The organism is Gammaproteobacteria bacterium, assembly GCA_016705365.1.
Lineage (GTDB): Bacteria > Pseudomonadota > Gammaproteobacteria > Pseudomonadales > UBA5518 > UBA5518.
This window is the reverse complement of sequence record JADIYI010000008.1, coordinates 1,252,641-1,265,863: the sequence shown is the minus strand read 5'-3', so window position 1 is coordinate 1,265,863 and position 13,223 is coordinate 1,252,641. Positions and strand designations below refer to the sequence as shown.

The window sequence follows — 13,223 nt, the reverse complement described above, 5'->3', positions numbered from 1 at the left end:
TTATTGCCCTCTTTAGGCATTTCCTTCCTGGTCGGCCATGCCAGCCCCTCGCGACTGGGCCTACGTTCAGAAAATGGGGTAATCAAACACTTTTAATGAGGTATTTCTAGAGACAATGCCCCATTTAAAGACTATGATTACCCCATTTAGACAGCCTGGGCTTACATTTCCATGCACTCGCTCACACCCGAGTACCTTGCCGCGCTTCGCTTCGATGGCACTCAGGCCGCCACGTTGCGCACACTGGGCGAGTACCAGGGTAAGCAGCAACTCTACGCCGCGCAGTCGCCCGAAGCCCTCAAGGGCCTGCGCCAGATCGCGGTAGTCGAATCCACCGAGTCATCCAACCGCCTGGAAGGCGTTGTTGTCTCACCCTCGCGACTGAAGTCTCTGGTCATCCGCAACGCAACACCAAAGAGCCGTTCCGAACAGGAGATCGCCGGCTACCGTGATGCCCTGGCGCTGATCCACGAGTCGGCCGCGCACATGCCCTTCAGCGAAGGCGTAGTGCTGCAACTGCACACCCTGCTGTACCGCTATATGCCGCAGGCGGGCGGGCGCTGGAAGGCTACCAACAACGACATCATCGAACGCCATCCCGATGGCACGTCGCGGTTGCGCTTCCAGCCAGTTGCTGCGCACCTCACACCCATGGCCATGGCCGATCTGACCGGGCGCTACGCCACCGCACTGGATCTGCATCTGGCCGATCCGCTGGTGCTGGTGCCGCTGGCGATGCTCGACTTCCTGTGCATCCACCCCTTCCCGGATGGCAACGGTCGCATGTCCCGCTTGCTGACCTTGCTGCTGCTCTACCACTTCGACTATGCAGTGGGTCGCTACATCAGTTTGGAACGCATCTTCGAGGAAACCAAGGAAGGCTATTACGAAACGCTGGAAGCCAGCTCGCGGGGATGGCACCAGGGGCAGCACGACGTCAAACCCTGGCTCGACTATTTCTGGGGTGCCTTGCTGCGGGCCTACCGCGAGTTCGAGGAGCGTGTCGGCACCATCGAGCGTGGCCGTGGCAGCAAAGGCGACCGGGTGCGGACGGAAGTTCTGGGGCGCACCCTGCCATTCTCGATTTCCGAGATTGAAGAAGCCTGCCCGGGCGTGAGCCGGGACATGGTTCGACTAGTGCTGCGGGCGATGAAATCAGAGGGATTGATCGAATCGACCGGCAAGGGGCGAGGGGCGAAATGGCTTCGCACCGATCAATCGGGTGAGAAATGAGTACTCAAAGAAACATCATCAGTCATGGCATCCGCGACAACCATACTCGCGGCAAGGTCGCCGACTTCCTGGCCGAGAAAATGGCCGTGGGCAGTCAACTTTCCGTGGTGTCTGCCTACTTCACCATCTACGCCTACGATGCGCTGTCCAGTCAGCTTGACCAGATCGATCATCTGAACTTCCTGTTCGGCGAACCCAGCTTCATCGCTTCGCTCGACCCGGACAAGACCGACAAGAAAGCTTTCAAGATCGAAGACGAAGGCATGGAGTTGGCCAACCGCCTGCAACAGAAGGAAGTTGCTCGTCGCTGCGCTGCATGGTTGCGCGACAAGGTCGATATCCGCTCAGTCCGCCAGGCCAACCTCCTGCACGGCAAGCTCTATCACATTGACGATGGCCGACGTGAACATGCGCTATTGGGTAGCTCAAACTTCACCCGGCGCGGCCTCGGCTTGTCCGACACGCCCAACATCGAACTGAACCTCATTGTCGATGGCGACCGCGACAGGGCCGACCTCAAACAATGGTTCGATGAAATCTGGAGCGACGAAAAACTGGTTGCCGACGTCAAGGCCGATGTTCTGTGCTACCTGGAGCAGCTTTATGTTGATCATGCTCCGGAGTTCGTCTATTTCAAGACGCTCTACCACGTCTTTGAGCGCTTCCTGTCCGGGCAGGAAGCCGACGCCGCATTGTTCGACCAAACCGCCATCATCGACACAGAGGTCTGGAAGGCATTGTTCGACTTCCAGAAGGACGGTGTCAAAGGCGCCATCCATAAGATCAACCAGCATAACGGCTGCATCCTGGCCGACAGCGTGGGCCTGGGTAAAACCTATTCGGCATTGGCGGTCATCAAATACTACGAGCTGCGCAACGACCGCGTGCTCGTGCTATGCCCCAAGAAGCTGCGCGACAACTGGACCGTCTATCTCGCCCAGAACAACAGCGAACTCAACCCCTTCCTCAAGGATCGCTTTGCCTACACCGTGCTCTCGCACACCGACCTGTCACGTGACAGCGGCCGCGTAGATGGCATCGACCTGGCAACGCTCAACTGGGGCAACTTCGATCTGATCGTCATCGACGAATCGCACAACTTCCGCAACAACACCAAGGGCAAGCGCGACGAAGAGGGCAATCTCATCAAGAAGAGCCGCTATGAGCGGCTGATGGATGACATCATCAAATCCGGGGTCAAGACCAAGGTGTTGCTGCTGTCCGCAACCCCGGTCAACAACGACCTCAAAGACCTGCGCAACCAAATCTACTTCGTCACCGAAGGGCGGGATACCGCCTTTTCGCAGAGCTTCGGCATCAACAGCATCAAGGACACGCTCACCGTCGCCCAAAAGACCTTCATGGAGTGGGCCAGGCGCTCTGGCGAGCGGGATGCCCGTGATCTGATGGAAAGGCTCTCCACCGGGTTCTTCACCCTGCTGGACGAACTCACCATCGCCCGTTCGCGCAAGCACATCCAGAAGTATTACAAAGCCTCGATGGCACAGATCGGGCAATTTCCGAAGCGCAGGAAGCCGGAGTCCGTATTCTCCGAGATCGATCTCAAGGGCCGCTTCCTTTCCTATGACAAGCTGAACGACGAGATCGACAACTACCAGCTTTCCATCTTCAAGCCGTCCAAGTACGTGCTGGAAGCGTTCAAGGCGCAGTACGAAGACCATCGCGTCAAGAACTTCAGCCAGGAGAACCGCGAGAAGTTCCTGATCGGCATGATGAAGGTGAACTTCCTCAAGCGCCTGGAAAGCTCTGTGCGCGCCTTTGCCATCACCATGGAGCGCACCGTCAGTAAGATCGAAGACTTGGAAGAGCGACTCAAGCAGTTCCTGCAACATCAAGCTGAGACGGCGGAGGACATCCAGCCTGATTTCTTCGTGGAACCAGCCGAAGAAGACGAAGAGCTGGCTCAGGCCTTCCAGGCTGGCACCAAGCTCAAGTACCGCATGGAGCATATGGACGTGGCCTCCTGGCTGGCCGACCTGGCCACCGACAAGCAACAGCTTTCGCTGCTGGCCGACGCCGCCCAGGCCGTCGATGCCGCGCGCGACGCCAAGCTCGCCGAACTCAAGCGCCTCATCGAACACAAAGTTCGTCACCCCAGCACCAACACGCTAGGCGAGGAAAACCGCAAGGTCATTGTGTTCTGCGCCTTCGCCGATACCGCTGCCTATCTGTACGAAGAATTGGAAGACTGGTCACGCAACACGCTGGGCGTTCACATCGCCCTTGTGTCTGGCGGCGCACGCCCCAACCGCAGCACCTTCGGCCAAGCCGACTTCACCCACATCCTCACCAACTTCGCTCCACGAGCCAAACAACGGGGCAAGATGAAGTCCATGTCGCAGGATGGCGAAATAGACCTCCTCATCGCCACCGACTGCATCTCTGAAGGTCAGAACCTGCAAGACTGCGACTACCTCATCAACTACGACATTCACTGGAACCCGGTGCGCATCATCCAGCGCTTTGGTCGTATCGACCGCATCGGCAGCCCCAACAACGCCATCCAGCTCGTCAACTTCTGGCCCACGCCGGACTTGAACAAGTACATCAATCTCAAGAACCGTGTCGAGGCGCGCATGGCGCTGGTCGATATTGCCGCCACGGCGGAAGACAACATCCTGCAAACCGAAGACCTGGAAGACCTCATCAAGCAGGATATGCGCTACCGCGACAAGCAACTGTTGCGGCTCAAGGACGAAGTGCTGGATCTGGAAGACTTCAACGAATCCGTCGCTTTGGGCGAGTTCACTCTGGATGACTTCCGAATCGAGTTGGCTACCTACATCGAAGCCAACCGAGAGAAGCTGGAAGAAGCTCCCTTCGGCCTTTACGCCGTAGTGCCTCCGCACGCCGAGTACAGCGCCATCAAGCCCGGCATCATCTATTGCCTGAAGCAGCGCATCGACGCCGCCGGCAATGAGGCAGTCAACCCGCTGCAACCATACTTCCTCGTTTATATCCGCGACGATGGCGAGGTGCGCTACAACTTCACCGCGCCCAAGCAGATTCTGGAAATCTTCCGCGCGGTCTGCCAGGGCCAGACCGAACCACACGCCAAGTTGTGCAAGCTGTTCGACGAAGAGACAGCGCACGGGCAGGACATGAGCCGCTACAGCGGCCTGCTCGACAAGGCGGTTGCCGCCATTGCCGCGCAGTTCGGACGCAAAAACGCAGGCAATCTCTTCTCGGGACGTGGTGGCAAGCTGTTGAGCAGCCAGAGCGCTATCAAGGCCACAACTGACTTTGACCTTATTACTTGGCTGGTGATCAAGCATGAGCAATAGCATCCAAATGAAGCAGGCAATCAGCCAGCACATCCAAAAATTTTCCAGCCAGCCCTTGCGTCAAGCTGCGCTGTCGCTGTTTTCCACTTTGGGCTACGCATCCGACCGTACCGTTGAAACGCCTTCGGTAGCCGAGTTCCGTGCGCAGTTCGATTCAGAATCCAAGCTGGAACACCCGGCAGCACTGATCGCAAGCTGGCAGTCTGCTGAACTGTTGTTCCAGCTTACAGACGAAGAGCTTTCCCGCAGCACCGCGCTGTTCAAGGATGAAGCCGTCAAGACCTCCCTGCTTCAGTCCTACGTCTTCATCGCCATCGAACTGGCGGATGGCGACTACGCACGCGGCAAGCTCGCTGGTATCGCCCGCCAGATCAACCGCATCTTCCCCATGCCGGTGATGGTGCTGTTCAAGATCGGCGGACGGCTCTCCATTGCCGTCATCAATCGTCGTCTAAACAAGCGCGATGACAACAAGGACGTGCTGGGCAAGGTCACGCTGATCCAGAACATCGCCATCGACGAACCGCACCCCGGCCATCTGGACATCCTGGCATCGTTCTCGCTAGCCGAGCTGACCGAGGGGCGCCGTGTCATCCAGAACTTCGACCAGCTTCATGCCGCCTGGGAAGAAGTCTTCAATGTCGAACTACTCAACAAGCGTTTCTACCGCGAACTCGCCAACTGGTATTTCTGGGCGCTGCCACAAGTCGATTTCCCGGCCGACATCGAAAAGGACGACGAAAAGCGCCGCGCCACCGGCCTGATCCGCCTGCTTACGCGCCTCATCTTCTGCTGGTTCCTGAAAGAGAAAGGGCTGGTTCCCGACAAGCTCTTTGCCGAGGCCGACCTGAAGAAAATCCTGAAAGACCTGTCGCCCAACGCCTCCACCTACAACGAGGCCATCCTGCAAAACTTGTTCTTCGCCACGCTCAACCAGCGTATGGGCAAGGATAAAAATGGACAACCATTCCGCGCTTTTGCCACTGACGAGGGCTTCCAGAAGAACCGCAGTACCTACGGCGTGGACACGCTTTACCGCTACGAAGACCACTTCCGCGACCCCGCCACTGCGCTGGAACACTTTGCTGACGTGCCTTTTCTGAACGGCGGCTTGTTCGAGTGCCTTGATCGCATCGAGGACGGCACGGGCAAAAAGCTCTACCTAGATGGTTTCTCACGCAACAAGAAAAAGCGCCCCGCCATCCCCAATCATCTTTTCTTCGGTAGCGAGCACGAAGAAGATCTGTCCGGGGCATACGGCGACACCAAGCGCAAGCGGGAGAAGGTGCGTGGCTTGCTGCACATCCTGAACGCCTACAAGTTCACCATCGTCGAAAACACGCCGGTCGATCAGGAAATCGCGCTTGACCCGGAACTGTTGGGCAAGGTGTTCGAGAACCTGCTGGCCAGTTACAACGAGGAAACCAAGACCACCGCCCGCAAGCAGACAGGCTCCTTCTATACCCCGCGCCCCATCGTTGAATACATGGTGGACGAATCGCTCAAAGCGCACCTCACCGGCGCGCTTGCGAAGGCGGGTATGAGCGAGCAGGACGCGAAAGCCGGTCTCGACATCCTCTTCGCCTACACCGAGCGGGCGCACCCCTTCAACGAGAAAGAGGCCGCCACGCTGCTGGATGCCATCCACATCTGCAAGATTCTTGACCCTGCTTGCGGCTCAGGCGCGTTCCCAATGGGCATGCTGCACAAGCTGGTTTACATCATCCACAAGCTCGACCCCGACAACGCGCGCTGGAAGCAACTCCAGATTGATGCCGCCGCGAAGATTCCTGATATTTCCGCGCGTGATGCCGCCATCGCCGCCATCGAGCGCGACTTTGCCGACAACGAGGATGATTACGGGCGAAAGCTTTACCTGATTGAGAACTGCCTTTATGGCGTGGACATCCAGCCCATTGCCATCCAGATTTCCAAGCTGCGCTTTTCATCTCCCTTATCTGCGATCAGCGCACCAACCGCAACAAGCGGGAGAACCACGGCATCCGTCCGCTGCCGAACCTGGAAACAAAGTTCGTTGCTGCCAATACTCCCCTTGGCCTGCCCGACATGGCTCAGATGACACTGCTTTCTGCGCGAGTTCACCAGATCGAAGCTGAAATCGAAAGCCTCTACCACGGCCACTTCGGTGTGCAAAGGCGCGACCAGAAGCTCGCCCTCCAGAAGAAGATCGAAACTCTTCGAGAAGAGCTTGGGAGAGAACTTGCCCAGAGTCTCGGCTCATCCAAGAAGGCGCAGCATATTGCTGAATGGAACCCCTTCGACCCGCAGGCTACAGCCGATTTCTTCGATCCGTATTGGATGTTCGGGCATTCACTGGTCGGCGGATTCGATATCGTCATCGGCAATCCGCCGTATTTCAAAGAAAACGACGACAAAAAGCGATTCGACGGCCTTCGCAACCTTCCCTGTTATCAGGGAAAGATGGACGTCTGGTATCTTTTCGTAGATGTAGGCTTGGATATTTTGAAGCCGAAAGGAATTCTGTCATTCATTGCCACGAACAATTGGGTGACGAATGCTGGTGCATCCAAATTGCGGGACAAGATATTGGCGGAGGCCTTGCTCGTCGAGCTGATCGACTTCCAGGATTTCATGATATTCGAGTCGGCGGCCATCCAGACGATGGTCATGCTGCTGATTAAGCAGCAGAGCCCACAGCGCTACAAGGCCGAAATTTCCAAGGCTCCATCCTACTTTTCACGCCAGGACATTTACAAACTGTCCTCTGGGGTGCCAAATCAAGATGCCAATCTCCAGACCTATATGGTCGAAGTAGATCGCGTAGCGATGGCCGGTAAGACATTGCTGTTCAATTCCAGCGACAAGAATTTGATTCTCGACGCAATCCAGCAGCGAGGGAACTTCTACATCGAAAAGTCGGAAATAGCCCAGGGCATCGTTCCAAATCCAGACCGGATGAACTCTAGGAACATAAAAACTCTTGGCGAGAAAAAGGCGGAACAGCGCGGAATTAACGTCGGCAATGGTGTCTTTGTCCTGGACAAAGAAGAGTCGAAAGTTATTCGCGGGGAAGATCGCCGATTTCTGAAGCCGCTATATGAGCCTGTTCACATCAGAAAGTACCACCGCAGCCCCACAGACTTGAGCATCCTTTATACGAAAAAGGGGCTCCTTTCGCCAAATGAAGCTCCATCCATCATCAAGCACCTTTCCCGGTTTCGGGAGATCATGGAAGAACGCCGCGAGAATCAGACCGGCCAGATTGCCTATTTCAACCTTCACTGGCCACGTGACGAAGCGTTCTTTCGCGAAGGCAACAAGATTCTTTCCCCGAGAAAATGCGTGTCACCGACGTTCTATTTCACGCGCGATCCAGCTTACGTAATGCTCTCGATGAATGTCATCAAGACATCGCGCATCGACACGCGCTACTTGTCCGCCGTCCTGAACTCGTCAGTGATTCACTACTGGCTTAGATTTCGTGGAAACATGCAGGGTCTTAATTTTCAGGTGGATGCGGCACCGATTCAGCAGATTCCCGTCGTCAAGCCGGCGGTAGAAGTCCAGAAAAGCATTGCGACCTTGGTTGCGTTGACCCAAGCGGCACATGGGTTTGGTGATCTGGCTGCTGCGGGCTTCTTTGAAGACCTCATCGATGCCTGTGTGATGGAATGCTATTTCCGCGATCACATGGCAGAGCACGACTTGTTGTTTATCGACGAAATCGCATTGCACCTTGTCGCTTATAAATCCGATGCATCCGAAGCGCAGCAGCGCGAGTTCATCACCCAGCTTTACAAAGCGTTTAATGCACCAGAATCGAAAATCCGAAACCGAATGCTGCGCATATCCGCCGACAGCCCCGATCTCCTCGCCGTCATCAAGGAGGAGGGCAAGGTATGAAGGCGCGCCTGCACGACATCGCCATCACCAACTTCAAGGCCTTCCGTGAGTTCTCGCTCAAGCTGGAGGGGCGCCACCTTTTGGTGTACGGCGCCAATGGTGCAGGCAAGTCTTCGCTATATTGGGCGCTCTACACCTTTCTCCAGAGTGCAGGAAAGAAGCCGAACGGCAGTATCGCCAAGTATTTCGATCCTGAGAATCCACAACACTTGCTTAATCTGCATGAGCAGAATGAAACGGCTCCCAGGCCTGGGGAAATCGCATTGACGTTGCGGGATACAGAGACCCGCAACGACACTATCTATCGCATTAGTCAGGCCGATCATGGAACCTACAATCAACCCATCATTTTGAAAGGCGATCTTGCCAGCGACTTCATCACCTATCGTTTCTTCTTCGGCTTCTCTCACTTCCGCAATTCGGAAGACTTCGATTTGTGGCCGCTGTTTGAAAAGGAGATATTGCCATTCTGTGCCTCGACCAGTGGTGGAAGCCCATTGCAGATGTGGGATGCCATAAGATTCGAAATACCAAATCCTCGTGGATTAAGTGGTGTTGCAGGGACAAACTCCTATGATCGGTTCAGGCGAAAAACGGACGCTTTTGCGGCTGTTCTTCCTGGGATAGTGGATTCAATCAGTACGAAGGCCCAACAGTTCTACGACGAACACTTTGCTGCTGATGACCCTGCAAAAGTGAATTTAAAAATCGCAGTGACAACAACACCGCGATCAATTGGCTCAACCCAAAGCACGTTCATATTTACGAAGCCAGTAATATCCTTCGGCATCCAGATTGATGATGAAGAAATCAAGCGACCTCAAAGCTTCTTGAACGAGGCAAAGCTAACTCAATTGGCACTGTCCGTCCGTTTTGCCGCGTCACTCGTCAATCTGCACGAATCCGACCTCAAGCTCTTGGTTCTTGATGACCTACTGGTCAGCCTGGACATGAGCAACCGCATGAAGGTGGTGGACATCCTGCTATCCGACACCTTCGCCAACTATCAGAAAATCATCCTGACCCACGAACTTGGGTTCTTCCGCGAGTTTCGCCGCCGCATCGGAAGCGGTCATGCCGAGTGGCAATTCGTGCGCTTGCAGGGCAACGCCGCACAGAATGTCAAAGCTGAAAACGATAAGCGCGATATTGAAAAGGCCGAGGACTACCTCAATGGCCATGACATTGAAGAGGCAGCGATGTTCCTGCGCAAGGCGGCGGAGGATATTGCCAAGCACGCTCGTGAATGGGCTGACGGAAAATCTCTTCCGCCAGGAGAGTTCGTCTCGTTGACTGAGAATTTGCGCAAGGCGCGGAAAAGGCTACTGGAGAGCGTGCCTGTTGCCCTTTATGCTCGGGCTCTCAAGGGCATTCCCGAAGAGCATCGCGCTCTATTGCTGTCTGCCGATGACAGTGATCTTGATGGCAACGCCAACTTGTCGCCACAAGAAAGGGGCATTCTCAAGTCGAAGCGCAACGCACTTCGCAAGGTGCTGAATGACGATGGCTGGGCCAAGATGGAGGCCGTGGAGGCCGTTGACCGCGTGCTGGAAATGACCGAGCGTGTGCTCAATCCTGCATCCACGGTAGCGCCACACCGCTCTACGAAGAGGAAGTGCGCCGCGCCAAGAAGCTGATAGATCGTCTTGAGCAGGTGCTGCTGGAGGTGCAGCGATGACGCGACCAAATCTATCCCAATTGCTGCACAGCCTGATGGCCACCTGGGAAAACGAGGAGGTGGAGTTCAAGCAGACTGGCAAGGCCTACTTTCCAAGATAGATAGAAGTGACTTGCAACCGCTCGTGCCCAAGCTCTCGGCTGATGATTTGTCGTGCTGCGGTATCCTGGGTTCGCTGTGTAGCACTCAGCGTCCTGACGGGTGGCCCACCCGCTGCAGGTGCTGACCACCCCGTCAGAGTCTCATAGCGGCTTTGCGCGTACTGATGGCGAAGGCCATGCATATGACTCAGACCCGCCGCCTTGCACTGTCCATCGTAGACGTGCCGCTGCTGGATGTAGGTCTTGTTTGCCGGGATCAATGATCCTGTGCCCGCCAGGCGGTGTGCTGCGTGGAGTGCGTCGCGTTGCTCTGTCGTGGTGATGGGCACAGTTCGCTCCCGACCGCCCTTGGTCCACGATCCCTTGAGGGCGATGTGGTCGCCCCGATCCGCGTAACTGGGCTGGAACTTGATCGCTTCCTCCCGACGCAATCCGAAGGCGGCCTGTAGCTGAAGGCTCATGCGTACGTGCGCGTCGGTGACCTGTTCAAGACCTGTGCCCAGTTCTTGGGCCTTGCTGATGTTGGTCACATAGCGGCGCTCGGCCACGCCGAGTTGCGTGTTGTCCGCCGGCAGAATGCCGGCCTTGCCGATCTTCTCGGCCCACCAGCGCAGGTGAGAGAGCCGATTCTTGATGGTGCCGGACGACAAGCCTTCTCCCTGCCAGCGATCCAGCAGCGCCTGGACGTGCTTGCCCTTGAGCGACGAAGCCTTCATCTGCCGGAAACCGGCCTCGCGTAGTTGCCGTGCAGCCAGCGAGAGAGAACGCATCCGGTCAGCCTGTGTGTTGTGGCTGCCGTCACGGTTGCGCTGGCATAGATGCCGCAGGGTATAGGTCAAGTCGTCCATCTTCCGGCCTCCAAGCAAAGCGCCGTACTGCGTTGTCCTGAAACTCAATGGTTAGTGTTGGTGCCAACTCGCCAAGGCGAGATCCCGTGAGGGCAAGGGCATGGTGTTCAGGAGACACCAGAGCCTCGAATGAGGCATCCGTCTTGCTTCCTGCTGGAAGCCCGGACGGAGGTACTACAAGACGAAAGTGATGTGAACGTGGACGAGTCCTCCTATGAAAGAGAGTGGGATGAGAAAAGCAGCGGGAGCCCTGTGCGTTGCGCACAGGCAATTGCCGCAAAGGACAGTGCGCCAGGCGGCGCGGTAGGGATGAGTTCAAACAGACGAAGAAGGCTCCGCCCTGGGTAGGGCCGGTATGCGGTCGGAGCCTGGGCATACCTGGGATGGTTCCGCCTTGACGGGCCAGCGCTTGCAGGAACCTGCGCTGTTGGGGTTGCCGATGTACGAAGCCCATCGGTCTTGGCAACTACCCGGGCAGTTTAGGGCGGCCATCATCATGTATGCCGCACGCAATAGGGACTGGCTTTCGCCCGCATTGTTGGCGGTGTTGCGCGGGTCGTCACTGCGGCGTGCAGTGACGACCGCGGTTTGCGGCAGCATTTGCTACGCAGGATGCGGCTGCCATCCCCTGGCCTGCATGGCCTGCGCTGCGATGTCCCCAGCGTTCGTCGGGGCGTTCAGCATCTTGCGGATGTTGGCGATGTGCGCCAGGGCGGTTTCACGCGATGCCGGTGGCGCAGTCGGTTCTGGGCGGTTTTCGATATGCGGCGGAGCTGCAGGCCGATGCTCGGCAGTCCGTGGGGTGGCAGACATCTCCTTACGACCTGCCCACAGGCGGAATTCGCCAGCGAATACGCGCTTCACCAAGGCGAAGAAGTAGGCCACGACATTGCGCACGGTGCCGCTCTGGCTGCGTGCCTGCAACTCGTCGAGTACCTCCTGGCGATGTTGCGGCGGCAGCCGCCGCAAGGCGGCCTGCACGTCCTTTTGCTGATCTGCCTTAGCATTGCTCAGGCAAGGCGGCAAGCTCACCGAAGGCGATACCGAATCGCCATCGCCTTCGCGCGCGCGGTACGTACGTTCCTTTTTATACATATACGTCTTATACGTACTGCCCTGCTCAGCCGTCATGTGGCGAGCGTGTTCGGTCTGTTGCGGAACAAGCGTGCTGCCAGCGGAATCGCCACCCAATGGCAGTGGGTCGGCTGCCTCGCTCTGCTGCGACGGCGGGGTAGGGGGCAAATCATCGTCATCGTGGCGCTGATCGTGGGTCGCAATGGAAACAGCTTCCGGCGCTTGCGCCAGCGTTGCCTGAATGTGGACAGCCACCCGATCCACCTGGTTGTTTTCGTGGCCGATGGAGGATTGCAGAAGCGCGAACAGACTGGCATCGAGTGCGCAGGCCTGCTCGAAGTGCAGGGCGCTTTCGTGAACCTGATATAGCTCGCTGAGCACATGGCCGGTCAGAGGGTCGCGGTGCTGGCCCACCAGACTGATCCACCCCGTCAGCCGAAGCACGACGAGAACGCGCCGGGCCGTCTCGTACCCGGCCCGCTGCCCCAGCGGGGTAGAGGTGAGATAACGGCGCAACTGCCCCAGGTTCGCCAGTGGGCTGATGCCCTCGGCAGAGCGCAGCATGCGTAGTACCTGCCAACCATTGCGTTCCAGCGGCGTGAGGCGGGCATCGAGCATGAGCGAGGCAGGTGTAGCGAACAGGGCATCTTGCCCCAGCGAGTTGTGGCGGGTGTGGTGGTCTGTCATGAGAGTTCTCCAAGGTCTGGGCCACAGCGGCCCGTTCCCCTGCATCTCATCGCGTACCGTTCCATGCGTCAGCCAACAATGCGGTCTGCGCCATAACCGTTTTATCCGGCAGGGTGCAGCGCTGGCACCGGCATCCGGACTGATCTATCATCCCGATACCCCCTTGGGGGTACAACTGGGGGTACTTCCAACGATTCCCGCAAAGGCCGTGGCTCGATTTCCCCGCGAAACCTAGCATTCACAGGCCTTTGCCGACCGATCAACGTTTAAACGTGTGATCAACGTCTGAGCAGATTGCCGGATTGCGGCGAACTTCGCCGGACAACAAAACCCCCGTATGGCCAAGCGCTTGGCGGGTCTTTTGTTCCTTGCTGGTTCGGGCTGATCCGGCCTGATCCGCCTTTGTCCATTC

The 13,223-nt window shown here is 57.1% G+C and carries 4 protein-coding genes and 2 pseudogenes; 4 read left to right on the top strand and 2 right to left on the bottom strand.

The genetic code is table 11. The features are described 5' to 3' along the window. Window positions 1-171 precede the first annotated feature (171 nt). From IPF49_13455 to IPF49_13440, 4 genes and pseudogenes are all read left to right on the top strand, one after another. Window positions 172-1,233, top strand: a complete 1,062-nt coding sequence (locus tag IPF49_13455) for a Fic family protein (GenBank protein ID MBK6288612.1) — start codon at window positions 172-174, stop codon at window positions 1,231-1,233. Further along, the gene (locus IPF49_13450) at window positions 1,230-4,538 is read left to right on the top strand and encodes a DEAD/DEAH box helicase family protein (protein MBK6288611.1); all 3,309 of its coding nucleotides are present in this window, start codon (window positions 1,230-1,232) and stop codon (window positions 4,536-4,538) included. Before IPF49_13455 ends, IPF49_13450 begins: the two co-directional genes overlap by 4 nt. Further along, window positions 4,528-7,052, top strand: a pseudogene (locus IPF49_13445) (Eco57I restriction-modification methylase domain-containing protein). Before IPF49_13450 ends, IPF49_13445 begins: the two are co-directional and overlap by 11 nt. Before the next feature lie 1,367 nt (window positions 7,053-8,419). Then, a pseudogene (locus tag IPF49_13440) lies at window positions 8,420-10,101 on the top strand (hypothetical protein). 85 nt (window positions 10,102-10,186) lie between these two features. On the opposite strand, the gene IPF49_13435 reads toward IPF49_13440, so the two are convergent. After that, entirely contained in the window at window positions 10,187-11,050 is an 864-nt protein-coding gene (locus IPF49_13435) for an integrase domain-containing protein (GenBank protein ID MBK6288610.1), read from the bottom strand. A gap of 603 nt (window positions 11,051-11,653) precedes the next feature. After that, window positions 11,654-12,811, bottom strand: coding sequence for a hypothetical protein (locus IPF49_13430; protein ID MBK6288609.1), 1,158 nt, complete (start codon window positions 12,809-12,811; stop codon window positions 11,654-11,656). Between the last annotated feature and the right edge of the window lie 412 nt (window positions 12,812-13,223).